This is a genomic window from Kribbella sp. NPDC048928 (genome assembly GCF_043197975.1).
In the GTDB taxonomy this organism is placed as follows: domain Bacteria; phylum Actinomycetota; class Actinomycetes; order Propionibacteriales; family Kribbellaceae; genus Kribbella.
Genome location: NZ_JBICUC010000008.1, coordinates 260,266 through 284,261, shown reverse-complemented (window position 1 = coordinate 284,261; position 23,996 = coordinate 260,266). Strand labels below are relative to the sequence as shown.

Genomic DNA, 23,996 nt, shown 5'->3' with positions numbered 1-23,996 from the left:
GCTAAGTGGACGCCTGTGTCCACTTAGTCTAGGAGCAATCGAGAGGAGACAACAGTGAAGGCAGTGGCCATCAAGACGTTCGGCGGACCCGACGGGCTGAGCGTCATCGACCAACCGGTACCGGAGCCGGACGCCGGTGAGGTTCTGATCGCGGTCGAGGCGATCGGCGTCGGAGGCGTAGATGCGCTGATCCGTAGCGGATCCCTGTCTGCGTGGGGATTCCGCGAAGGGCTCGTACCGGGCTCGGAGGTCGCCGGGCGGGTGGTTGCCGTCGGCCCCGACACCGACAACTCCTGGATCGGTCAACAGGTATGGGCATTCACGGGTCTCGGCGGTGGGTACGCCGAGCAGGCGACCGCCGCTGTCGAGGACGTCGTCCCGCTGCCTTCGGGGTTGTCGCCCGCCGGATCAGTGACGCTCGGGAGCTCCGGTGTCGTTGCGCAGTTCGGGCTCGAACATGCGCACTTCCGGCCCGGCGAGTCCGTACTGGTGCGCGGTGCGGCCGGGAGTATCGGCATCCTCGCGGTTCATCTCGCCGCCACGGGAGGTGCGTCGGCGGTCGCGGTGACAACCTCGTCCGCGGCACGTGGTGAGCGGTTGCGTGAGCTCGGCGCGACGCACGTACTGGACCGATCCGGTACGGGCGACGACAGCGCTCCCCCGGCGTACGACGTGATCATCGATGTCGTCGCGGGCGCGGACCTGCCGGCGTTCCTCGGCAAGCTGCGACCGAACGGACGACTGGTCGCGGTCGGTGCCGTCGCAGGTCCGCCGCCGGCCGAGCTCGGTGCGACGCTGATGGCCAACTTCCGGAAGTCCTTGTCGTTCGCAACCTTCAGCGCGGACACGATCCCGGCAGCCGATCGCCGCGCGGTCAGGACGGCACAGTTCGCCGCCGCGGCAGCGGGACGGGTACCGCTCGTCGTCCACGAACAGCTGCCGCTGGACGAGGCCGTACTGGCACACCAGAAGCTGGACGCCGGCGAGGTCTTCGGGCGGATCGTGCTCGTGCCGGCATCAGACACCCCCTAGTCCTCGTCGGGTTCTGCTGCGGCGGCGAGCTCGATGAGGCGTTCGGCCACCTGGACGCAGCGTTCCTCGGCGCGGCCGCGGGACGCACCGGTATAGCGCAGCCGCGCCGTCGCGGTCAGTGGCTCCGAGTGCACCTCGATCAGCGCGCCACCCGGCCGCGGCTGCACCTTGACGGTCACGCGGACCCAGCCGCCCAGACCACTGCGCAATCGGAGGATCAGCTCGTCCTCCGGCCGCCAGCGCTCGACCAGTGCAACCGTCAGGTGCCGGTTCTGGGCGTGGCGCATCCGCGGCTCCTCGCCCTCGTACCGCTGGACGGCGCTGCCCTTCTGCGGCCAGTTGGGCGAGGCTCGCACCTGCGGCGGCACCGTGACCATCCAGTCCGCGAACTTCCGCGGGTCCCGGATCACGTCCATGACGGCGTCCACGCCAACCGCGCCGAACCGCCAGGCCATGACCATCGAATGCCGCTTCCCTGTCCGCTGCACGTACTGGATCCGTGTCTATCAGCTACCAGGTCCGCCCCGCACCTTTCCCCACGAACCGCTGAACCGTCAACGAATTCCAGGGGTGAACTCCCCGTGGGCTAGGAGGTCTTCACTACGGGCTTGGTCAATTGGTACGCCGGTACTGCGACGGCGGCAACGACCACGTGCATGAGCATCAGCCCGAGGACCGCTGTAGTGCTGGTATCCGGGATGACCTTGGTTGCCAGGAGCAAAAGGTCGGGGATCATCGAGAGGACGAGCACCGCGGGGACCAGGCGGCGCAGTACGGAGCGTGGATCGGCGGAGCGGCGGGCGACCGTTGTCCAACCGGTATAGCCCACCACGATTCCGATCAGGGTGAACGGGATGAAGACCGGCGCGGTCAGCGGGCGGAAGCCGGGGTCGGCACCGAGTGCGACAGCGCCTCGGGAGACCAGGTAGTTCAGAGCGGCGGCGATCACCGCGGCGCCGAGCAGGACGAGCAGGCGGCGACGACCCAGCGCCACCGGTTGCTGCTGCAGATCGATCGAAGCCATCACGGGACCCTCCGTTGATCAGTACGTATCTCGTACTAATACGACGGTAGCCGAGCACGCGACGGAGCGCCAGAGCCGTCGCCGAATCAGTCCGAAACTCGTACTGTCAGTCCTCGTGGCCGGCGATCACGGCGGTCAGCAGGGCGCCGAGGGTGTCCCGCTCGGCCGGTTCGAGCACCTGCAGCATCCGGCGTACCTCGGTCCGCAGCCGGCGCTCGAACTCCTCCGCGACCTGCACACCGTGGTCGGTCGGGGTGACCACGAAGTTCCGCCGGTCGCTCTCGTCCGGTACCCGGACCACCAGGCCGGCCGTTTCCATCCGGGCGATCACGCCCGTCATCGTCGACTTGGTCAGCCGCAGCGCCGACCCGAGGCCGAGCATGTTCGTCGGCCGCCGGTGCAGGATGAACAGCAACCGTGCCTGCTGCATCGTCAGGCCGAGGTCCGAGCCGATCCGCTGGTATTCCTCGGTCACCGCGGTGGCCGCCCGGATCAAGGCCGGGCCCGCCGCGAGCACCTTCGTCCTGGCCACCGTCCACCCTTCCTGTCCCCCGTGTGATCGCTCCACCCTAGCCCCGGTACCATTGTGAGCAGCTTGACCGGCGGTGGGGCTCGCCGGATCGAACTGTCGTCGTCCGGCGGCCAACAGTCCCTACCTGAGGAACCTCTCGGCGCCACGCCGGGAGGTCAGTACAGGTAGGAGGCCTGTCTGTGGAGCAACACCCTGTCGACCCCTTGCCCAGGGGTCCGGTCGACTCCGACGTCGATCTGCGCATCGACGGCCGCGAGCGGCGCGCGCACGATCCGAAGATTCTCGGCGTGATCGCGGCCGGCGGTGCCATCGGCGCGTCGGCCCGCTATCTCATCGGCGTCGGCTGGCCGACCCCAGCCGACGGCTTCCCGCTCGGCACGCTGGTCATCAACGTGGTCGGTTGTGGCCTGATCGGGATCCTGATGGTGCTGGTGACCGACGTCCTGACGCAGCAGCGCCTGCTGCGGCCGTTCCTCGGCACGGGAGTGCTCGGCGGGTTCACGACATTCTCGACGTACGCCGTCGACATCCAGCACCTGGTCGCCGGGCGGCACGCCGGGACCGCGCTGCTGTACCTCGTCACGACGATCGTCGGCGCACTGCTCGCGGTCCGCGTGACCGTGACGGCCACGCGTGGGCTGATCACCTGGAGGGCCCGATGACTCGCCTTCTGCTGGTGATCGCCGGCGGCCTGATCGGTGCGCCGCTGCGGTACGTCGCCGACCGTGCCGTCCAGGCACGTCACGACTCACTGTTCCCGTGGGGGACGTTCAGCGTCAACGTACTCGGATCGCTCGTGCTCGGATTCCTGGCCGGCGCATCGTCGGCCCTCCCGCACGGCGTGCAACTGTTCGTCGGCACCGGGTTCTGCGGGGCGCTGACGACGTACTCGACGTTCTCCTACGAGACCATCCGCCTCTTCGAGGACCGCGCCCGCTTCCTCGCCGCCGCCAACGTCACCGCCAGCATCGTCGCCGGCCTCGGCAGCGTCTTCCTCGGCGCCACCATCAGCCAGGCAATCTGGACCTGAACGTGATGGACTGGGCGCGTGATGATGCTCGACCGCTCTGAGTCCGCGTTGGGGATTGTGCTCGGGTCGCGGTTCTACCGGTCGGCGTTCCTGTCGTTGCTGATCGCTGGGGTCGGGGTGTCCTCGGCGACGCCGCAGCTGACGCTGTTCCTGGTCCGCGAGCTGCATACTCCGCTGCCGGTGGCCGGGCTGTACTACGTGACGAACCTGGCCGCACCGCTGGCTGGGTACCTCGTCGGGCGCTGGTCGGACCGTAGTCACGACCGGCTGTTGTGGTTCCGGGTCTGTGCACTGATCGGTGCGGCCGGCTGGCTGGCGATGGCGTCGTCGACCGCGGTCTGGATGCCGTTCGTGATCAGCGCGCTGGCGCTGAGCGTGGCCGGTGGCTCGATGGCCCAGCTGTTCGCGGCCTGCCGGGACGAGCTGAGCCGGCATCCGACCCGGGCCGAGAACCGGGTGATCGCGACGATCCGGATGGCGTTCACCACCGGCTGGATCCTGGGGCCGGTCTTCGGCAGCTGGTTCGGCGGCGTCTTCGGCCTGCGTCCGTTGCTGGTGGCAACGGCGGTCTGTGTGTTCGGCCAGGTGCTCCCGCTCGGCCGGCAGCGGGTCGAGCGGTACGAAGGCCCGCTGAGAGACGCGGCACCCGAACGGCGGCGAATCGACCACATGCTGCCGCTGCTGATCTTCACCGCGGTGTGCGTACTGGCGATGACCGGCGACACCATCAAGTTCGGCTATCTCCCGATCTACATGGCCGAGCAACTGCACGTGTCCGACACGCTCCGCGGCGTCGTGATCGGCATCCAGCCGCTGCTCGAGCTCCTGCTGCTCCCGGTCGTCGCCCGGCTCGCCGACCGGTACGGCGCGATGCGCGCGATGACCGTCGGCGCCGTCCTCGGACTGGCCGGCAACATCGCGTACGCCCTGAGCACGTCGGTCGCGGGGCTCTTCCTCGGCCAGGCGCTGACCGCCGGGCTCTGGGCCTGCGTCGGCGCGCTCGGCGTCTCGATCGCCCAGCGTCTCTACCCCGAAGGCGTCGGCACCGCGTCCGGCATCTTCCTCAGCGCGATCCCGCTCGGCTCCGCGATCGGCGGCACCATCGGAGGCATCGGCGTCGCCGCGATCGGCCTCCCGCACGTCTTCTTCGTCCCGGCCTGCCTGACCGCGCTGGCGATCGCCGCCTTCGTCGTCCTGAGCGTCCGCGAGAGCGCTCAGCCAGGTGCCGACGGCAACTGATCGACCAGGTGGGAGATCCGCCGGACCAATAGGTTGGCACCGGCGTCGCGCAGCAGGTCGGCCGCTCGCCGCGCGGTCCGCCGGGCCAGCTCGTCGTCGTTCTCGGCCTGATGGATCAGCGCCAGGATCGACGTCGCCTCGGCCTCCAGGACGACGGCACCCAACTCGCGGACGACCGCCAAAGCGGCGGCGATGTACTGCCTGGCGCCGTCCAGATCGCCCTGCTCCAAGCAGATCTCGGCGAGCGTCCCGCTGACAATCGCACCGCCCAGCCGGTTGCCCGCGGCCCTATAGATCTCAACCGCGTCCAGCGCGGTCGTCCGGGCAGCATCCAGCTCACCCAGGTGGTACAGGCAGTCCGCAACGTTGTTCAGCGTGTCCGCCCGGCCGATCGGCTCGACCTCGATCTCCAGCGCCTCGCGATACAGCTCGAGCGCCGCGTTGTCGGCCGCCGTCCAGTGCAGCACCAGCGCCGAGCCACGCACCGCCGCGGCCTCGGCCCGGCGGTCCTCGATGGTTCGGCTGAGCCGTCGCATCTCCTGGAACGTCGTACCGGCAGCGGCGCGATCCCCTGCGTACAGCTGGGCATTGCCCAATCGGCCGAGCACCCAGACCTCGCCGTCCTGCCGTCCTTGTTCGCGAGCCTTCTGCAGCGCGTACGAGTACAGGTCGCGATGGTCCTGCCACCGGCGGCGGTGGCTGACGTACGGCCAGGTGACCGCGGCCAACTGCCAGCTCCGATCGGCGTGCCCGTGAGCCCCGGCCCACCACACCGCGGCCACCAGGTTGTCCCACTCGGTGCCGAACCAGTCGTACGCGTCGAGCTCCGAGGACAGTTGAGCGGCCGTGGGTACGGGGTCGAGCGCGTCGACGTACTGCTCGGCGCCGCCGGCGTACAGGATCTGCCGGGCGTTCACGCCCGAGGACAGGTACCAGTCGAGCATCCGGCGGATCGCGGGCCCGGAGTCGTCGACCGGCAAGCCGGTCGCGTACTCGCGGACCAGGTCATGGAACGCGTAGCGGTCCAGGTCTGTACGGATCAGGAGACCGGCCTCGGCGAGCTCGTCCAGGCCGGTGGCCGCAGTGGCCAGATCGGCGCCGAGCAGCGCGCCCGCCATCCCGGGGCCGAAGTCGTTACCGGGATGGAGGCCGAGCAGTCCGAACAACCGCCGCAGCCGGTCCGGCAACGCGTCGTACGAGAGGTCGAACGACGCCCGGATGCCCTGGCCGCCGACAGCTCGGGACAGCCCGGCGAGGCGGTCGTTGCGGAGACGGCTGACGTACGTCGTCAGTCGCTCCGCCGGCAGCGCCCGCGCACTTGCTGCAGCGATCCGCAGCGCCAGCGGCAGCCCCGCACACAACCCGGCGAGGTCGTCGACCACCGCGCTGCCGGCCGCAGGCACCGACTGGTGGAGGAATCCGGTCGACTGCTCGAGCGACAACGGCTGCAACAGCGTGCCACTCGCACCCGCCGTGACGGCAAGCTCTCCGAGCGACCGGCGGCTCGTGACGATCACCGCGCACCCGGCCGCGTTCGGCAGCAACGCCTCCACCTCGGCGGCCGAGGTCGCGTCGTCCAGGATCAGCAGCACCCGCCGTCCGGCGAGTGCTTCGCGGAAGAGTTCGCCCCGCGCCGACGGATCGACCGGGACGACGTCCGAGGTGATCCCGCAGAACCCGAGCAGTTCGGCCAGTACGTCGTCGACCGGCCGGCCGTGCAACCGGACCAGCCAGCGACCGTCAGGGAACAGGTCGTTGACCGCATGCCCGATCCGCACCGCCAAGGCCGTCTTCCCGACACCCGCCAGGCCGGACAGCACTAGCACCGGCAGCCCGTCGTACCCCAGGAGCTCCAGCGCCTTCGCGATCTCGTCGTCCCGCCCGATGAAGCCGGTCACCGGCAGCGGCAGTCGCGTCCGCGCCGTCCACCCCGCGGCCCGCTCCCCCGCCAGGATCACCTGGTGCAGATCCTGCAACGCTGTCGACGGCGCCGCCCCGAGCTCCTCCGCGAGCATCAGCCGGACCTTCTCGTATGTCGCCAACGCCTCAGCCGACCGCCCGGCGTGATGCAGCCCCTTCAGCAGCAGGAACCAGGCCTGCTCGCGGAGCGGACTGAGCGTGGTCACGGCGGTCAGCTCCGTCAGCGCCTCGTCCAGCTCGCCGAGCAGCAACCGCGCCTCGGCCCGCCGTTCGCGGGCCTCGAGCCATTCGTCGCGGAGCCCGGGTCCGAACCGTTGCGCCAACGTCCCCGTCGAGGCGTCGCGCAGGACGTCGCCTTCGTGGTCGCGCAAGACCTCCGTCAGCAACTCGATCCGGCGGTCCAGATCGGCATCGACCGCCGCGGCGACGTTGTCGCGAAACCGGACCAGATCGAGATCGTGCCCCTCGAGATCGATGCGGTAGCCGCCCTGTTCATGGTGCAACTCGAGCTGCAGGGCCGACCGCAGTCTCGAGACCGCGGCCTGGAGTGCGGACCGCGGGTTGGACGGTAGATCCTCGCCCCAGACGTCGTACAGAAGGGTGTCCGAGGCAACGACCTGGCCGGGACGCAGCAGCAGCGCGGCGAGCAGCGTACGCAGGCGCTCGCCGGGAACCGCGACGTCCGCGTCGCCGGTCGTTGCTCGAACAGACCCCAGAACCCGAAACCGCACCCGCCCATTCTGCGCCGTCCGCGGGTCCACGTCGCCGACCGTCAGCGGAACGGAAAACCCGGGTAGCGGTAGCCGGGCGTCCAGAACGGTGTCATGCCGTAGTACCCGTAGAGATCGTTGAGGTCGTCGGCGGGCTTCAGCTCTTCCAGGTCGGGGTCGTAACCGGGTGCCTTGGCGATCTCGGCACGGCTCCGTCCGATCGTCACCTGCTCGTCGGAAACCTGCACGACGGCATCGACCGGGATCAGCCGGTGTTCCGCGCCGAGCCCCAGCAGTCCACCGGACTCGACATCCAGCAACCGAACCCGGCGCTCGTCAGCGTCCACGAACAGCGCGTGAACCTTCCCGATCTCCTCGCCGTCGGACCCGACCACGGTCAGCCCGCGAACGTCATCCTCGGTCTTCGCGACGGTCAGATCCGTGTCATCAAGCCGCACCAGCCCCAGCGGTTCGTTCTCAGTCATCGATCCCACCTCCAGGCCCCGACGAGTACCCGGATTCAGCAGCGCCATGCCATCCGGCCACTAAACTTGAGACACACCGAGGGTGGAAGCGGACAGGTACGGGCCATGAGCAATCATTCACCTCCACCGGGGCGCCAGGAGCGGTTCGTCGGACTGTTCGAGGCGACCTACGACGATCTGGCCCGGTTCGCGCAGCGGCGGGTGCCGGCGGCGCAGGCCGAGGACATCGTCGCCGAGGCGTTTCTGGTCGCGTGGCGGCGCACGGACGACGCTCCGGAGCAACTCGCGGACGCGCGAGCCTGGCTGTTCGGCATCGCGCGCAACGTCATCCTCAACACCCGGCGCGGCGCGCGCCGACAGCATGCAGTCGCCGTGCGGCTGGCCGAGGCACCGAGGTCCGCATTGCACGACGACGCCGAACTCGTGGCCCAGCAGATCGATCTGAGCCGCGCCTGGAGCCTCCTGACCGACGTACATCAGGAAGCCCTCGCACTCGCGGTTCTCGACGATCTCAACGCTCCACAGGCGGCCGCGGTCCTCGGTATCTCCCCCGTCGCTTTCCGGCTGCGGCTGAGCCGCGCCCGCCGTGCGCTGCGTTCGTTGCTCGGTCATCTCCCTGCACCGACTCCCGAAAGGCATCCGTCATGAGCGCACCCGGCGAACTGGCCGCACTCAAGACCCTCGACCCATCCACCGGCGCCGACCCGCACGGGCAGCGCGCCCGGGCCACCCTCCACCAGATCCTCACGTCGCCCGGCCCACAACAGCCAATACGCCGCCCGAAACGTTGGGGCCCCCGCGTCGCCATCGGCACCGGTCTTGTCGCTGCTGCGACCGCGGCCGCAGTCCTGCTGCCTTCGGCGCTCGGCGGCGACCGGGCCTTCGCTACCTGGACCGGAACCCCGAGCGGGCTCATCGGTTCGGCGCGCACCGACGCGTCGAACGCCTGCCGGGACAACTCGAAGTCCGGCCATCCGGACTACAACAACCAACTGGCGACAGCGTCCACGGCGATCGCGGAGCGCCGCGGCGCGTGGACCCTCGTCGTACTCGCCGACCAGCGAGGGTTCGCCGCAGTGTGCATCACCGATCGATCGAAGCACCTGTTCCGCGACCAGTTCGGTGCGATCGGCACCACGCCGGCCGCCGCGCTCCCAGCCGCGCGCGCGCTCACACCGATCACGCTCGGCACCGGCTCGATCGGCGACCACGACCTCTCGGTCGCCACCGGGTTGGCCGGCCGCGATGTCACCGCGGTCAGCTACGTCAGTACGTCGCACGGCAGGGTTGCCGCGAGCGTGAATGCCGGTCAGTTCGCTCTTTGGTTCCCGGGCGACGAGTTGCTCAACGCCAGCAAGTCGGGCGTGCCCGTGCAGGTCACCTACCAGGACGGGTCCATGGCGACGGTCAGGCTCAAGCTCTGATCTGTTCACGGAAAGTAAATCTGTAGGCACGTGACGTATAGGCGGGGGTGGGGGTGGTCTGGCATGGTCGTGTCGTTCCTTTCCGCCCTTAATTAAGGAGCACCATGCAGGACTCCGCCCCAACCCCGCCCCCTCGCCCGCGCCGGTTCCGCCGCCTTCTCGGTGTCGTACTGGGAACCGCTGCGCTGGCGGTCACGTCGGCCGCGCTGGCGTACGCCGCTCCACCGCCGCACCTGCCCCAGAACGCCGACGGGTACGAGCAGTCGTTCTCACCGGCATACGACTACGACACCGACGGCTGCTACGCCACGCCGGCGATCGGACCGGACGGCACGCTGAATCCGGGCCTGAACCCGACCGGTGACGTGAACGGCAACTGCCGCGACCAGTCGGACCTCGACAACTCCCAGACCTACTCCCGCGAGAAGTGCAACAACGGCTGGTGCGCGATCGTCTACGCCAGCTACTTCGAGAAGGACCAGGCGCTCCCGGGCAGCAGTCTCGGCGGCCACCGCCACGACTGGGAGCACGTGATCTCCTGGGTGAACCAGTCGTCCAACCAGGTCGAGTACGTGACCACGACGCAGCACGCGAGCCAGGTGACGTACGCCCGCTCGCAGGTCCGCTTCGACGGCTCGCACCCGAAGGTCGTCTACCACAAGGACGGCGCGAGCACGCACTTCTTCCGGCTCGCCAACAGCAACGACGAGCCGCCGGAGAACCACTACCACGACTGGCGTTACCCGCCGCTGGTCGGCTGGAACGGCTATCCCAGTACGTCGTTGCGCGACACCCTGATGACCGCGGACTTCGGCTCCGCGACGATCAAGATCACCGACACCGACGACCGGTTCCGCAACCTGCTCAACGCGTCGAAACCATCCGGCATCCCGTTCGATCCCTGGGCCTGACCCCGCCTCCGGGCGTGCGTGCTCAGCTGTGATGTACAGGGGCGCGCACGCCCGGCAGCGGCCTGGTCAGGGACTCCGCGATCAGCTCGATCATCGCCGCGTGCCGCTTCGCGGCGGTCTCTACCTGCCCGAGCTGGACCGTGTCCAGGAACACCCGGCTCACCACCAGCTCCGCGGCCGCCTGCACCCGGGCCGGCTCCGCGACCACGTCGTCGGCACCGGCAAGCAGCCCGGCCACGGTCTCCGTCGCCTCCGCGAAGAGCTCGGCCGCCCGCGACGCGATCTCGGGTCGGCCCTGCGCCTCCCGGAACACGATGATCCGGGCGGCGCGATCGTTCTCCAGCTCCTCGGCGATCGCCGCGACGATGGCCCGCAACCGCCGGCGTACGGTCCGGGCCCGAGCGGCGGACTGCAGCACCTCGCTGGGCGCCGGGCGTTCCTGCACCACCGCGAGCAGCAGGTCCAGCTTGGTCGCGAAGTGGTAGAACACCAGCCCGGACGGTACGCCTGCCTCGGCCGCGATCCGCGCCGTCGACGTCCCGTCGTACCCGTGCTCCGCGAACAGCCGCTCGGCTGTCTCGACGATCACCTGACGTTTGGTACGCCGGGGGCTGTGGTGATGCGCGGGAGCCGTCATGAAGCCGCGGGTTGTGGGGCGGCGGGCCAGACCTCACCTTTCCGTTCGGCAGCGAGCACGGCGGCTCGCTTGAGCGACTTGAAGACGTAGTCGGGCACCTTCAGCCCATGGCGATGCGCCCAGAGCAGCTCGTGTTCGGCGCGCCCGATCTGCTGGGCGTACTTGCGCAGCTCCGCCTCGCCGCCGTCGGCCATCTTCAGCCTCTCCATCACGTCCCCGAACTGCGTGATCTGAAGCTTGTTGTACGCACCGACCACCTCGAACGTCCGCTTCCGCAATCCGCGCGTCAGCCATTTCTGCCAGCCCGACAGCTGCTCCCACAGCTGCTGCGCGGCCATCTGGTAGTACGCGAAGTGACCGGGCTCCTGGCGGCGGATCGGCGCGACCACCGTGGCGGCGATGGCGCGCTCGCCGATCTCCACCAACCCGGCGTGAAACTTGTTGTACGCAAGGACTGCCGAGCGCTCGGTGGCCAGACCGGTCAGGTAGTAGAGCATCCGGCTGATGTCCTGGACACCCGGCACCTTGCCGAGCGCGCCGAGCAGCTTGAGACTGAACGACACCTCGTCGAGGTTCGCCTCGTGCGGCTCGACCCCGAGCAGGTCCTGCAGCTTGTCGAGGATCTGCCCGTGCCTGGTCTCCTGCGGCATCCAGACATCGGCGTAGAAGTGCTTGTCGACCTCAGGCGGGTCGGGCAGCAGGATGTTCAGCTCCAGCACGTTGCGCTCGACCTCGAGCTCGACCCGGGTCATGTACGCCAGCACCGATCCGAACCGCTCGGCGAGCAGGCCCGGCTTCTGCATCGTGTAGTCGACGGTGCCGAGCTCGATCGGCGGGTGTTCCTCACCCAGCCGGTCGACGTGTTCGGCCAGCCGGGAGTCCTCCTTGCGGCGGCCGCGGCGGCCAGGCAGGTTCAGATCGCTGAGTGACATGGAGGACAGACGGGACATAGGGCGGGCACCTCGCTCGATTGACGGGGATGCACACTCGATCCCCCACAGGCAAGCCTAACAAGATGACTGACTGATCAGTCAGTCGATTCCTGTGAGCCCGGCAACACAACAGCGGGCGGCGGTCCCGTGAACCACCACCCGCTGTCAGGTACGTCGTGAGCCTACTTCGCGATCGTGTAGCGGAGCGTGTCGTTGCGCAGCACGTCGCCGTTCACCTTCACGATCCGGACGGCATGCGGCGCGTTCTTCAGTCCGGTCGCGCTGAACACGGTCCGGTTCGTCACGCGAACGTCGTTGTGCAGGTTCACCCGCTGTACCAGCTTGCCGTCGATGTAGACGTCGGCGTCGCCCTGGTCAGGTGCGAGCGCAGTACTCCACTCGACACCTGTACCTGTGAAGGTGAAGCCGACCGCGGCGCCGTCGGCCTTGGTGGCGTGGATGTCGTCGCGGTAGTCGCCACGGAACCGTACGTCGAGCGACGCGTTCCCGACCGGCAGCTTCGCGAGGTACGCCTTGCTGATCGTGACGACGTTCCCGTTCACCGTGTAGTCGGTGCCCTTCACCAGCTCGGCACCGTCCTGGCCGGCGTTCGCGATGCCGTCCAGCTCACCCGGGTCCCGTCCGAGCGTCACGTCGACGTCGGACGGCGCGTTCTTGTCGAACGCCGCGCTGTCCGGGTTCAGCAGACTCTCCTGCCTGACGTTCAGCTTGTCCAGCAGCATGAACTGGCCGGACTTCTTCACGCCGCGGATCGTGTGCGTACCGTTCGGCAGGTCCGAGATGCTGTAGACAACCTGCTGGGGTTTGTTGTGCCCCTGCGCCGGATCCAGGTACGTACTCACCGTCTTCTTGAGGGCGCCGTCGATGTAGATGTCGACGTCACCCTGCCCCGGATCGGTCTCGGTCACGTAGTCGACCCCGGTCCCGACGAACTGGTACGAGAACGAGTCGCCGTTCCCCTCGGTCCACTGCACGTCGTCCTGGTAGTCCCCGAGCCCACGGCCGGAGCTGTAGTTCCAGTTGCCGGTGTAGACGATCCCGGAGTTGTTGTTGTTCACCTCGACCGTACGGATCGGAAGATCCGCCGTGGTCACAGCTGACTTCGCCGACTTCGCGGCCGAGTCCGTCACGCCGACCGTCAGCGCCTGCGACACCGCCGGCACTTCGTAGTTGTTGTTGCGCTCCCACACACCGTCGTACGTGACCCGCAGGTCGTCGTCGTTGACGCTGATCGCGGCCTTCTTCTGCGGCGTGACCTTGAGCAGCCGGACGCCGTGGATCGGCACGTCCTTCGCGGTGAAGCTGGACGCGTACGAGCCGACATCCTTGCGCGCCCACAGGTCACGCACCTTCGCGGATCCGTCCAGCCCGAGGTCGACAAAGTTCACCGTCATGTCGGCGTCGGTCTGCCCGAGGTTGAACAGGGCAACGGTGTAGGAGTTGTCCGGGTTCAGCGCGAACCACACCTGGCGGTTCGTCTTCGTGGAGACCGGGTGCGCGGGCCGGCCGGCCTGGTCGACCCCGATCACCTCGGGGTTGGTGAGCATTTCGAGCCCGTACGAGTCCAGCTTGGTCATGTCGTTACCGATGTACATCGGCGCCGCGGAGACCGCCCACAGGGTCGCCGCGGTCCGGCGTTCGTCCTTGGTGAGACCGTCCATCTGGCCGTTGCCGACGTCGAGCGAGTCGAGGTCGTTCCAGCCGCCCGGTCCCGCGTGCCGCCACCAATCGGCGAGCTTCGGGAACAGCCGGTTGATGTTCGGCCAGGCGGTCAGCGCCGTACCGGTGCAGTAGCACTCGACGTCCCACTCGATCCGCCAGCCGTTCGCGTACTGCTTCCAGGTGTCGGCGTAGTTGATGTCGAGCGCCCAGGACAGCTCGAGCCAGATCTTGTGCCGGGCGAGCGCCTGCGACCATGCCTTCACGTCGTCCCGCGCGTCCACGGACAGGTCGCTGATCCCGGAGCCCGGGGTCACGCTGTCGAACTTCAGGAAGTCCAGGCCCCAGGAGCCGAACAGATCCGCGATCGAGTCGATGTACTTCTGCGCGCACGGCTTCGAGAAGTCGATGCGGTACCCGAGACCCCAGTAGTCGGCCTTCTGCAGCGGCTGCACCGGCAGGTCCGCGGTCGTACAGCCGGGGGCGCCGTAGATCGGCAGCTTGGCGTCGATCGTGGACTGGCCGATGCCGGGGATCGTGTACAGGCCGACCTTCTGGCCGTTCGCGTGGATGTGGTCGATGACCGCCTGCAGCCCGTTCGGGTAGAGCTTCTTGCTCGGCGTCGGCCGCCCGTACGCGTCGATGCCGTCGTTCCAGCCGGCGTCGATGTTGATGTAGTTGTAGCCGAACTTCTGCAGCTTCGCGTGCATCGCGTCGGACTGGGCGATCAGTTGATCGGCCGTGATCCAGCTGCCACCGTTCGGGTTGTAGACCTGCATGCTGTAGCTGCTCCACCCCATGTACGGATGGGCAGCCTTGTCCCCCGCCGGCCCGGTCAAGGCCGGACTCACAAGCGTCGTGGCTGCTGCTGGTGTTGATGGTGCTGCTAAGGACGTACTCAAACCTGCCGGCAGCAGCCCGGCGACCACGAGTCCCGCAACGGCGACTCGTAACACCCTGCTCCGAACGGATCTGGTCATGGCGGTGACCTCTTCTCAGCGAAACCCAGAGAAAACCGAATCGGATAGGATATTGGAACCATTACTTAACCTTGTCAAGATTCTGGGCGAAAGTCGCTGCCCGGAGGCCGGCCACGGTGCTGTCCGCGTCGAGGGGTTGCCGGGTACGGGGCGTGGGGTAGGCAGCCAGCGGGTACTCGGCGGCGAGGTTGGCAGCGTGCTCGGGCGAGATCCGGAGCGCGGTGGCGATGTTGCTCTCGTAGTTCTGCGCGGTCACCGGACTCGTGTACGCGACGTTGTACCCGCGGCTGACGACCCGGCCGGCGGCCAGCGCCGTATCGATCGGCTCCTTCAGGACCGCTCCGTCGACGACGCCCGGGATCAGGGCGGTCGCGGTCGAGATGTTGTCGACGAGCGTCTGCACCGGAACCTTCCGCAGGCACTCCGCGGACTGGTCCGCGCAGCCGACCTTGGCCGCGAACTCCTTGCCGAAGACCTCGGCCTTGGCGAGCGACTCCTGCTGCAGCGCGAACGCGCCGCTCTCCACGATCGCTCGCTGGAACAGCCCCTTCGAGCTGCGCGACGTGACATGTGCGAGCACCGACAGCCCGCCCGCGGACTCACCGGCGATGGTGACGTTGTGCGGGTCGCCGCCGAACCGGCCGATGTTGCGCTGCACCGAGGGCCCCGAGCCGGGACAGTTGGCCAGGTGGCGTGACGGCGCCAGGTGCCTGCGGACAGCCCGGCCCCTTCGTTGCACCTCAAGCTGGAGAGTGATTCCTTTGACGGCTTTCACTCTCCAGCCGGTGATGCGCGGTCGCCCCAGGGTAAATGCCTGGTGTCAGGCGGCGGACTCGCCAGCAAGCTCCCAGTGCGCCGGGCCGTCGGACCCCGCCGCGTAGACCTCCAAGGGGATCTCGCCGGAGCGCCACGCGGCCAGGACCGGTTCGACGATCTCCCAGCAACGCTCGGCAACGTCACCGCGGACCGACAGCAGCGGGTCGCCGCGGAGGATGCCGTTCAGCACCTCGCCGTACGGGAGCACCGGGGACGACGGCAGCGTGGCGTCGAGGAAGACCTGGCCCATCGTGTACGGGCCGTCGACGCCGAGCGCCGGAACGGACAGCGACAGCTCGCCCGGGTTCAGACCGATCCGCAGCGTCTCGCCGTCGCGGCCACCGTGCAGACCGTTCGGCAGGTGCCGCAGCGGCTTGAACCTGATCACGATCTCCTTGCGGGCAGCGCCGAGCGCCTTCCCGGAGCGCAGCGTGATCGGCACGCCCGACCAGCGGTTCGTGTCGACCTCGACGGTCACCTCGGCCAGCGTCTCGGTCTCGCGGGCCGGGTCCACGCCGGCTTCCTCTGCGTACGACGGAACGCCCGGGCCGGCGACGTACCGGGCCCGCCGGCTCGCCTCGGCCGCCGAGCCGCGCAGGTGCGTGCTGCGGAGCGCGCGGGCCATCTCGCTGCGCACCTCGACCGCGTCCATCGTGGCCGGTGCGTCCATCGCGAGCAGGGCGAGGACGAGCAGCAGGTGGCTCTGGATCATGTCGACGAGCGCGCCCGCATTGTCGTAGTACTGGGCGCGGCCTTCGAGTCCGAGGGTCTCGTCGTACACGATCTCGATGCTCTCGATGTGCTCGGCGTTCCACACCGGCTCGAACAGCCGGTTGGCGAACCGCAGGCCGATCAGGTTCAGGACGGCGGTCCGTCCGAGGAAGTGGTCGACGCGGTGCACGTTCTCCTCGGGGACGAGGTCGCCGACAAGCTTGTTCAGCGCGGCTGCGGACGCAGCGTCGGTGCCGAACGGCTTCTCGAACGCGAGCTCGGTGCCCTCCGGCAGGTCGACCTGCTGCAGCGTCTCGACGATCGCGGTCGCGACGGCCGGCGGCAGCGAGAAGTACAGGACCGGGGCCGGACCGGCCAGCTCCAGCAGGGAACGAAGATGCGTGGCGTCCGTCGGGTCACCGGCGACGTACTGCGTGGTGGCGAGCGTCTCGGCCGCGGCGGCACTCAGTCCGGCTCCGAAAGCAGAGCTCACGCGGTCCGTCCACTCGTCGGCAGCGAGCGGCGACCGGCCGGTGCCGATGATCCGCACACTGGAGGCGCGCGGTCCGGCGAGCAGGCTGCCGAGTCCGGGGAGCAGCAGCCGTGAGCTCAGGTCCCCGCTGGCGCCGAAGATGACGACGGTTCGTTGAATTGACACGGTCACACTCAACCATGCAAACGGGAACCGCATTCCCTCTAACCAGGCATCGTCTCGAGGGCTGGGTACGGGGTGTCCGGCAGTCCGAGGTTGCGCCAGACGAACCGCGGCACCCGGCCGAGGAACCCGCGCAGGTACGCGGAGCAGTGCGCGATCGTCGGCTGGCTGTGCTCCCCCGGCGAGAACCAGACCCAGTTTCCCGAGATCTGGAACGGCAGGCCCTGCGCCGCCATCAGGTACTCCATCTGGCGCGGATGGATCACGTCGTAGGCGTACTTGCGGTCCTGCGCGAAGATCCCGAACTGTTTGTTGAACGCCTCGCTCTCGAAGTCGATGCCGCCACCCCGACGGCCGACGGTCAGCGGCGGCATCGGGATCGGCAGCTGGAAGCCGAGGATCGGTTCGACATGGTGGTCGGTGACGGTTCGCGTGTGCGTGTGGCCGTTGGCGTCGGTGGAGGTCTCGGTGTGCGTGGTCTGCCAGTGGTGGTTGAACGCGACGAACGGCGGTCCGTCGCCGTCCCGGCCGCGGACCACTTCGTCGGTGCGATGGTGTGACCCGCCGCGGTTCACCGGTGTGAACTGCAGCAGGCTGTCGTCGACGCCGATCCAGTACCACTCCGGGTGGTGGTAGAAGGTCAGCCGCTGCGGCGGCTCCGGCTGCATCCACCGGTCCAGCGGCGTTGCGTCGATCGCCGCCGCGATCGCGCCGAGCTGCTCCAGCCACGGACGGAGCCGGTCGAGGTCCTTGCGCGGCGGATCGAGGACGACCAGTTGATCGCCGTCGATGCTGAGGTTGACGCCCGGCTGCCGCGCCGCGAGGGCAGTCAGCTGCCCGCACAATCCCGGCGTCAGGGCCTCCTGTGCGTACGCCGCGTCCAGCGCCCCGACCTGCCAGCCCGGACCGAGCTGCGCCGGAGCGGCCACGAGCTGCGCGAGCACGCCGTACCGCGGGGTCGTGTCGCCGCCGGTGATCCACAGCTCGGGGAGGCGGCGCGACAACGTCGTCATGCCCACCCAGCCCGACCAGTACGACGACTTGTACTCGATCACCTGGAACGGCCGCCCGCCGGCGGTGACACCGGTGATCTGGTCGTCGGGACCGCGATCGAAGCCGAGCCCGAACGGCGGGTTGCCCAACCGCGCCACCGACTCCCAGGTGGGGCTGTTCACGAAGGACCAGCCGTGTTTCCGGATCGAGCTGATGTACGCCTGCCGGCGGATCAGCGCCACGACGGCCCAGGTGATCCCGCCCACGACGAGCAGGATCACGATCAGCAGGACGACGGCCGGAGAGCTCACCCCAAGGACCTTAACGTCGGATGCGGATCATCCCAGGGAGGCCGGCAGCGGTTCGGCGTGGACGATCTGGAGGCGGCTGACCGCGCGGGTGAGCACGACGTACAGGCGGTGCAGACCCCGGGGCTCGGCCGCGACGATGTGCGCAGGCTCGGCCACCACGACCGCGTCGAACTCGAGACCCTTGGCGAGCGTCGCGGGCACACAGACCAGCCGGACGGTGTCGATCTCGTCCTCGGTCTCCCCGAGCAGTGCGGCCTCGAGCCCGGCCGCGGTGAGCGCGTCCCGCAACCCGGCGATCTGGTCGTCGGCGGCGATCAGCGCCACCGAACCCTCGCCGTCCAGCGCCGCACGGCACTCGGCGACGACCTGGTCCGCGTACGTCGCGGCGTCCGCGGACGCGATGCTCAACGCGTCGGCGACCGTCCGCACCCCACTCGGCGTGGCCAGCGTCGGCGCGATCGCGGGCAGCAGCCTCGCCGCGAAGTTGATGATCTGCTCCGGCACGCGGAACCCACGGTCGAGCTCGGCCACGATTCCGTCGCTCTTGCCGAGATGGCCGAGAACCCGGTCCCACGGTCCTGCGGCCCAGGCAGTCGTCGCCTGGGCAAGGTCCCCGAGCACGGTCGCGGAGCCGGACCGGCAGCGGCGGCCGAGCGCGCGCAGCTGCATCGCCGACAGGTCCTGGGCCTCGTCGAGCACCAGGTGACCGAGCGATCCGGTCCGGCGTTCGATCAGGTCCTCGAGCTCGTCCAGCAGGACCGTGTCCGCGAACGACCACTTCGCTGACTTCCACGAGCGAGCGGGCTGCTGCCAGCGCAGCGCCGTCCGTTCCTCGTCGGTCAGCTCCGGGGCCGCCGCGGCCAGGAAGTCCGCGTCCGACAAGAGCCGGTGCAGAATCTGCTCGGGAGCGACCCGCGGCCAGACCGAGTCCAGCACCTCCTTCACCGGCTTGGAGCGGGCGACCGCGTTCTGCACACGGTCGTCCGGGGACTCGGCGCGCTCCTCCATCCGGACCAGGACGACGTGCGCGATCCGCTGCGCGAGGGCGTTCCGGCCAGGCGCGTACCGGGTCGACTCCCGCAGGTCCGACACGATGTCGACGACCTCGTAGTCGTGCACCCGGTAGCGCCGGGATCCCTTGCTGTAAAGGACTCCCGCGGTCGGCGTACCGACGTACGACCAGAGCGCGCGGCGCAGCACCTCGGCCATCCGGGCATCGCCCTTCAACCGCTCCGCCTCCGTGTCGTCGATCGCCGCGGTCGGCCGGGTGAGCAGTTCGTCGATCGTGATCTGCCGGACGTCGACCTCACCCAGCGCGGGCAGGACCTTGCGGATGTAGGACAGGAACGACTTGTTCGGCCCGACGATCACGACGCCGCCACGGCCGAGGCGCTCGCGCTCGGTGTAGAGCAGGTACGCGACGCGGTGCAGGCCGACCGCTGTCTTACCGGTACCGGGCGCGCCCTGCACGCAGACGCTCGGGTGCAGCGGTGCCCGGACCAGGTCGTCCTGCTCGGGCTGGATCGTCGCCACGATGTCGCGCATCGGCCCGGTCCGTGGGCGCTCGATCTCTGCGCGCAGGAACGCGTCGGCCTGGTCGGTTTCTACCACGCCGGTCAACGGCTCGTCCTCGAAGCCGGTCAGGTCGGCGTGATCGGAGAACCCGTACCGGCGGCGCATCCGCACCCGCTGGCGATCCGACTGGGTCGCGCGGTAGAACGGCACCGAGACCGGCGCGCGCCAGTCGATCACCAGCGGTACGCCGGTGCCGTCGTGGACGTGCCGGCGGCCGATGTAGATCTGGTCGATGCCCTCGATGGTGCCGTGCTCGTAGTCGAGCCGGCCGAAGAACAGCGGTACGTCGGGCAGGTCGAGCAGCGCGCTGGTGCGCATCTGCTTGGCCCGCTGGTTGGCCTCGTTGGTGAAGCGTTCGTCGTTGTCCTCGCCGCCGATCACCTGGACGTCGCGGTCCACGACCTCGGCGTACATCGAGCGCAGTGCGGTACGGGCGGCTGACAAGTAGGCGCGTTCGGTCGCTAACTCGGGTTCGACCATGGTGAAAGGAGCCTCGAATCGTGAGCTGGGTCCCGCCCCGGAGCAGATCCATCCGGTTCGATTCGATCCCGAAAAGACAGATCGGCGACGTTACCAGCGCCCGATGGCGGCTGCCACCGAATTAACCGCGCATCCAGGCCGGCGTGTTCTCCGGGTCCCGGGGGAAGGCGGCGAGGTCTTCCGCGTAGATGGCTTCGTCCACGGAGATCGACCAGTCCGGCAAGGTGTCGTAGTCGAAGTCGGTGGTGAAGTGGCCGGTGGAGGTGATGGTCAGCTGAGCGGTCAGCCAGGTGCCCTTGGCCGGCTGGTACATCTCGCGGCGGAGCTGCTCGAAGTGGTCCTCGAGGTGTTCGGGGAGCGGATCCACCTGGGAGCCGTCGACGGTCGCGTCGAGTTCGGCGTACGAGGTTGTGGCCCGGTAGACCGCGGAGACCTCGCTCCAGCCGGCTGGGAGGTCCGCGACCAGTGCGCGGGCGATCGTGTCGATCACGCCGATCTCACTCATCCGGCTCCTCTGGCCGCGGGCTTGGTCTCTCTGAAGATACGCCGCGGCGAGCGCACGCCTTCGTGGTGGTCGGTCACCGTCCGGCTCGACGGACGGCGGCTCGTCCCATCCGGATGCTTGAGGTCGATCGCGGCATGCACCTGGACGCCCGCGGTGCGCAGGGCCTGCCAGCTCTCCTCCATCCGGCGCCAGTTGTCGCTGACGCCTTTCACCGCGCGGTTCTGCGTCCGCGACTGGGCCGTCAGGTTGAGCGACTCCCCCGGCCCGTCGAACTTCGTTGCGAACAGGTGGCCGCCGTCGTCGGTGGCCTGCCGGTCCGGCTCGCCCGCCTCGAGCTGCGCGTCCAGGTTGCGACGCTCGTCGTTGCGTTCCTTGGGCAGCCACCCCAGCCAGCCCTCGGCGTGTGTCACCCGGCCGTGGGGGTCGGTGACGTACAGATAGCGGTCGTCGACGACGTACACCGACGACGGCTCCGGGTCCATCAGGTCCGGGTTCCAGTGGTCCACGTGCCCGGACTTCTCCTGATGCACCGGCAGGTCTGCGTACTTGTCCGGCACCACCGGTACGTCGTCGGGCCCGTAACCGACGACGCGGACGTCGGCCGGATGAGCAGGTTGCTCGATCCGGGCCGACGCCCGCGCTCGTTCTGGCATGCTCCTGTTTCTATCGGCTGGTTCTGAACTTAATGACTACCTGCGCGGGTCAGCCGTCGTTCTCGTTGGAGGGGATCACTCCACCCGGCACGTCGTTCGGCGCGAAGATCTTGTCCTCACCCGGGTAGGGCAGGGACCAGTTGTGCGCCTCGTACCAGTCGAAGTGGTTCATCAGGACCGGGCTCGCCGTGTCGGGCTTCGCGGTCGTCGCGTTGAACAGCTGCTGCGACGTCCACGTGTCCCACGTAGCCGCAACCGCCTGCTGGTCCGCCGGCACGGTCGTTGCCGGCACCGGAGCCGCGGCCGGGTTCTGCGTTGCCGGGACGTCGGCGCCACAGGGCGGCAGTTCCTTCAGCCCCGCGGTCAGGGAGGTGCGGTTCGGCAGCGCCGTGAACGGGGTGAAGTCCGGCTTCTGCGTGAAGGCGCCGAACATCGGTGTGGCCGCGGTGTCCTTCTGGTTCATCGGCTTCATCCCGAGGATCTGCTCGATCGTCCGGATCAGCGTGATCTGGGTGTAGTAGTGGCTGTCCACAGCACCGTGCTGGGCGTACGGGCTGATGATCTGGATCGGTGCCCGGTGACCGTCGATGTGGTCGAGGCCGGCCTGCGAGTCGTCCTCGGCGATGAAGATCGCCGAGTCCTTCCAGTACTTGCTGTGGGTGATCTGGTCGACGATCCGGCCGACGGCCAGGTCGTTGTCCGCAACTCCGGCAGGGCCACTGTTCGGACCACCGGTGTGGTCGTTGGACAGCCAGAACATGTTCAGGTTCGCCGGGCCGTTCTTCTCGAAGTCCTGCTTCCAGATCTCGGCCTTGTAGATGTCCGGCACATTCAGGTCGAAGAGCGGGAAGCCCGGCACCGACACGTCGTTCAGCGACGGGATCGCCGAGCCGACCTTGATCGGGTACTTCGTCGCGGCACCGCTGGACTGCATGTCCTTGGTGTCGCAGTACAGGTTCTGCCAGGTGGCGCCGGCCGGCTTCTCCTCGATCGACTGGAACTCGCCGTAGTCCTTGACCGTCTTGCCGGCCGCCTGCACTCCGGTCCAGATGAAGCCGCTCTTCTGGTGGCCGAGCGCGTCGTTCTCGGTGTCGTACGTGCGCTTGTACTCACCAGCCTGAGACTCGGAGTACTCCGGGTTGTCGGCCTGCATCATCCAGTTGTGACCCTCGGCCGAGTTGGTGCCGATGTCGTAGGTGTTGTCGTACAGCCCGAACTGCTTGGCCAGCGCGTGCTGGTTCGGCGTCACGTTCTCGCCGTACTGCGTCAGCGCCGGATCGCCGTTGCCCTCGGGAATGTCGCCGTACACCTGGTCGTAGGTCCGGTTCTCCTTGACGATCAGGAAGACGTGCTTGATCGTCGACGGGTCGCCGATCTTCGCCGGGACCGGCACCGGGTTGCGGTGCCCGTTGTCCGCGGCGAGCTGAGCGGAGCCCTTCGTCCAGCCGTTCTGGTCGAAGACCGTCTTGGTGTACTTCATGGTGGCGTGGTCGTCCGGCAGCGTGAACCGGGTCAGGCTCGACGTGGTGTCGTGCGTGCTGTGGCCCGCGGCCGTGGTCTCCCGCCGGGCGTCGACGCCGCGGGTGTTCGACACCAGGATCTGCTTGCCTACCTGGGCGAGTTCGGCCGGGAAGTAGTCGGTCGGAAGCAGTCCAACGTAGCTGACCGGCTCCAGCGCGTTCTTGTACTTGTACACGGCGACCGCGTTGGCCCGTCCGAGCGACACCAGCAAATGACCGTCGTCGGTGAGTGTGACGCCATCCGGCTCGTAACCGATCGAGGCCTCCGGCCAGGGCTGCGTGGCGATGGTCTGGACGACCTTCCCGCGCTTGGCGTCGATCACCGACACCGAGTTGGTGGCGGTGTTGGTGACGAAGACGTCGCCGTTCTTGGCGTACAGCGCGGTCGGATGCAGCCCGACGTCGATGCTGGCCGGCGCGGCCGACGGGTTCCCCAGGTCGATCACGCTGACGGTACCTGTGGTGGTGACCGCGTTCTGGTTGGCCACCACGTCGGTGCCGTACGAGTTCACCGTCGTGTCACCGGGCTTGGCAGGGCGGCCGCCCTCGTTGCTCACGTACAGCTTGCCGTCGACCATGACCAGGTCACGCGGCGCGTTGCCGGTTGCCCAGCTCTGCTTGATCGCACCGGTGGCGGTGTCGATCGCGACCACGCGGTTCTGGCCGTTCACAGCGGAGTACACGGTCGCACCGTCCGCCGAGAAGACCGCCTCAGCGGCCAGCGAGTGCTTGGCGCCGTCAGCCGGGATCGGCACGAACGTGGGGTTCGCGAGCGAGCCGTCCGGGTTCACGGTGAATCTGCGGTAGCCGTCGATCTGGCCGAGCCAGACCTGCGAGCCGTCGGGCGAGTACGTCGGACCCTCCTGGCCGACGTCGTTGCCGGGGATCTTCAGGTCGGCGGCGGCATTGTTGCCGATGTACTGCTGGACCTTCCAGTTCTTCAGGTCCACGATCGCCATCGCCATGCCGCCGTCGGCAACGGAGGCGGCCAGATGGCTGCCGTCCGGGCTGACCACGGACGACATGATCTTGCCCTTCTGGAGGACGAGGCGGTCGCCGATCGGCTTGATGTACTGGTCGGAGGAGACGACCTGGCCCTTGTCGGTGATCTGACCGACCTGGTCATGGCCGAACCCGGTCGTCGAGGCGACCGCGGTGCCGGCGAGGGCCACGGCGAGCGCGGTCGTCCCTGCGGTGACCATAGGTACCCTGCGGCGGAGGAGAGATGGGCGCTCCTCGTG

The 23,996-nt window shown here is 68.6% G+C and carries 22 protein-coding genes; 7 read left to right on the top strand and 15 right to left on the bottom strand.

Going from position 1 to position 23,996, the window contains the following annotated elements:
- Positions 1-54: 54 nt before the first annotated feature.
- Complete coding sequence (locus ACGFI6_RS32075; RefSeq protein ID WP_393125215.1) at positions 55-1,032, top strand: zinc-binding dehydrogenase; 978 nt, start codon at positions 55-57, stop codon at positions 1,030-1,032.
- On the opposite strand, the gene ACGFI6_RS32070 is transcribed toward ACGFI6_RS32075, so the two are convergent.
- The 3 genes from ACGFI6_RS32070 to ACGFI6_RS32060 all read right to left on the bottom strand — a co-directional run bounded on the left by ACGFI6_RS32070 (position 1,029) and on the right by ACGFI6_RS32060 (position 2,588).
- Complete coding sequence (locus tag ACGFI6_RS32070) at positions 1,029-1,520, bottom strand: hypothetical protein (RefSeq protein ID WP_393125213.1); 492 nt, start codon at positions 1,518-1,520, stop codon at positions 1,029-1,031. The two genes, ACGFI6_RS32075 and ACGFI6_RS32070, sit on opposite strands and share 4 nt — an antisense overlap.
- Positions 1,521-1,618: 98 nt before the next feature.
- Entirely contained in the window at positions 1,619-2,056 is a 438-nt protein-coding gene (locus ACGFI6_RS32065) for a DUF6069 family protein (RefSeq protein ID WP_393125211.1), read from the bottom strand.
- A 106-nt stretch (positions 2,057-2,162) separates the two neighbouring features.
- Positions 2,163-2,588, bottom strand: a complete 426-nt coding sequence (locus tag ACGFI6_RS32060) for a MarR family winged helix-turn-helix transcriptional regulator (protein ID WP_393125209.1) — start codon at positions 2,586-2,588, stop codon at positions 2,163-2,165.
- A 179-nt stretch (positions 2,589-2,767) separates the two neighbouring features.
- Between ACGFI6_RS32060 and crcB (ACGFI6_RS32055) the strand changes: the two genes are divergently transcribed.
- From crcB (ACGFI6_RS32055) to ACGFI6_RS32045, 3 genes are read left to right on the top strand one after another with little or no spacing between them, the layout of a single operon-like run.
- On the top strand, positions 2,768-3,250 hold the full coding sequence (gene crcB / locus ACGFI6_RS32055; protein ID WP_393125207.1) for a fluoride efflux transporter CrcB: 483 nt from the start codon (positions 2,768-2,770) through the stop codon (positions 3,248-3,250).
- Positions 3,247-3,618: a fluoride efflux transporter CrcB gene (gene crcB, locus ACGFI6_RS32050; RefSeq protein ID WP_393125205.1), complete on the top strand. Its 372-nt coding sequence runs from the start codon at positions 3,247-3,249 to the stop codon at positions 3,616-3,618. Before crcB (ACGFI6_RS32055) ends, crcB (ACGFI6_RS32050) begins: the two co-directional genes overlap by 4 nt.
- A 21-nt stretch (positions 3,619-3,639) precedes the next feature.
- Positions 3,640-4,857, top strand: coding sequence for an MFS transporter (locus tag ACGFI6_RS32045; RefSeq protein ID WP_393125511.1), 1,218 nt, complete (start codon positions 3,640-3,642; stop codon positions 4,855-4,857).
- Here ACGFI6_RS32045 and ACGFI6_RS32040 read toward each other — a convergent pair.
- Both ACGFI6_RS32040 and ACGFI6_RS32035 read right to left on the bottom strand, forming a co-directional pair.
- Positions 4,833-7,508, bottom strand: coding sequence for a BTAD domain-containing putative transcriptional regulator (locus tag ACGFI6_RS32040; RefSeq protein ID WP_393125203.1), 2,676 nt, complete (start codon positions 7,506-7,508; stop codon positions 4,833-4,835). The genes ACGFI6_RS32045 and ACGFI6_RS32040 overlap by 25 nt on opposite strands.
- A 41-nt stretch (positions 7,509-7,549) precedes the next feature.
- Positions 7,550-7,972 carry a PRC-barrel domain-containing protein gene (locus ACGFI6_RS32035; protein ID WP_393125201.1) on the bottom strand — a complete coding sequence of 141 codons (423 nt, stop codon included), beginning with the start codon at positions 7,970-7,972 and terminating at the stop codon, positions 7,550-7,552.
- Between the two features lie 105 nt (positions 7,973-8,077).
- Between ACGFI6_RS32035 and ACGFI6_RS32030 the strand changes: the two genes are divergently transcribed.
- From ACGFI6_RS32030 to ACGFI6_RS32020, 3 genes are all read left to right on the top strand, one after another.
- Positions 8,078-8,620, top strand: a complete 543-nt coding sequence (locus tag ACGFI6_RS32030; RefSeq protein ID WP_393125199.1) for an RNA polymerase sigma factor — start codon at positions 8,078-8,080, stop codon at positions 8,618-8,620.
- Positions 8,617-9,396: a hypothetical protein gene (locus ACGFI6_RS32025; RefSeq protein ID WP_393125197.1), complete on the top strand. Its 780-nt coding sequence runs from the start codon at positions 8,617-8,619 to the stop codon at positions 9,394-9,396. Before ACGFI6_RS32030 ends, ACGFI6_RS32025 begins: the two co-directional genes overlap by 4 nt.
- A 104-nt stretch (positions 9,397-9,500) precedes the next feature.
- Positions 9,501-10,307, top strand: a complete 807-nt coding sequence (locus ACGFI6_RS32020; protein ID WP_393125195.1) for an NPP1 family protein — start codon at positions 9,501-9,503, stop codon at positions 10,305-10,307.
- A 22-nt stretch (positions 10,308-10,329) separates the two neighbouring features.
- On the opposite strand, the gene ACGFI6_RS32015 is transcribed toward ACGFI6_RS32020, so the two are convergent.
- The 10 genes from ACGFI6_RS32015 to ACGFI6_RS31970 form a co-directional block, all read right to left on the bottom strand.
- Entirely contained in the window at positions 10,330-10,896 is a 567-nt protein-coding gene (locus ACGFI6_RS32015) for a TetR/AcrR family transcriptional regulator (protein WP_393125193.1), read from the bottom strand.
- A 44-nt stretch (positions 10,897-10,940) separates the two neighbouring features.
- Positions 10,941-11,876: a GTP-binding protein LepA gene (locus ACGFI6_RS32010; protein WP_393125191.1), complete on the bottom strand. Its 936-nt coding sequence runs from the start codon at positions 11,874-11,876 to the stop codon at positions 10,941-10,943.
- Positions 11,877-12,058: 182 nt separating this feature from the next.
- Positions 12,059-14,407 (bottom strand): X2-like carbohydrate binding domain-containing protein, encoded by a 2,349-nt coding sequence (locus ACGFI6_RS32005; protein ID WP_393125189.1) that lies wholly within the window; start codon positions 14,405-14,407, stop codon positions 12,059-12,061.
- A 190-nt stretch (positions 14,408-14,597) separates the two neighbouring features.
- Positions 14,598-15,194: a carboxylesterase family protein gene (locus tag ACGFI6_RS32000; protein WP_393125187.1), complete on the bottom strand. Its 597-nt coding sequence runs from the start codon at positions 15,192-15,194 to the stop codon at positions 14,598-14,600.
- Positions 15,195-15,356: 162 nt separating this feature from the next.
- Positions 15,357-16,721, bottom strand: coding sequence for a glucose-6-phosphate dehydrogenase (locus tag ACGFI6_RS31995; protein WP_393125185.1), 1,365 nt, complete (start codon positions 16,719-16,721; stop codon positions 15,357-15,359).
- Positions 16,722-16,759: 38 nt separating this feature from the next.
- Positions 16,760-18,022 carry a hypothetical protein gene (locus tag ACGFI6_RS31990; protein ID WP_393125183.1) on the bottom strand — a complete coding sequence of 421 codons (1,263 nt, stop codon included), beginning with the start codon at positions 18,020-18,022 and terminating at the stop codon, positions 16,760-16,762.
- Positions 18,023-18,049: 27 nt separating this feature from the next.
- Positions 18,050-20,077, bottom strand: coding sequence for a HelD family protein (locus ACGFI6_RS31985; protein WP_393125181.1), 2,028 nt, complete (start codon positions 20,075-20,077; stop codon positions 18,050-18,052).
- 121 nt (positions 20,078-20,198) lie between these two features.
- The gene (locus ACGFI6_RS31980; protein WP_393125179.1) at positions 20,199-20,582 is read right to left on the bottom strand and encodes an immunity protein YezG family protein; all 384 of its coding nucleotides are present in this window, start codon (positions 20,580-20,582) and stop codon (positions 20,199-20,201) included.
- Positions 20,579-21,235, bottom strand: coding sequence for a DNA/RNA non-specific endonuclease (locus ACGFI6_RS31975; protein ID WP_393125177.1), 657 nt, complete (start codon positions 21,233-21,235; stop codon positions 20,579-20,581). Before ACGFI6_RS31975 ends, ACGFI6_RS31980 begins: the two co-directional genes overlap by 4 nt.
- A 49-nt stretch (positions 21,236-21,284) precedes the next feature.
- Positions 21,285-23,957: an alkaline phosphatase family protein gene (locus ACGFI6_RS31970; RefSeq protein ID WP_393125175.1), complete on the bottom strand. Its 2,673-nt coding sequence runs from the start codon at positions 23,955-23,957 to the stop codon at positions 21,285-21,287.
- Positions 23,958-23,996: the final 39 nt, after the last annotated feature.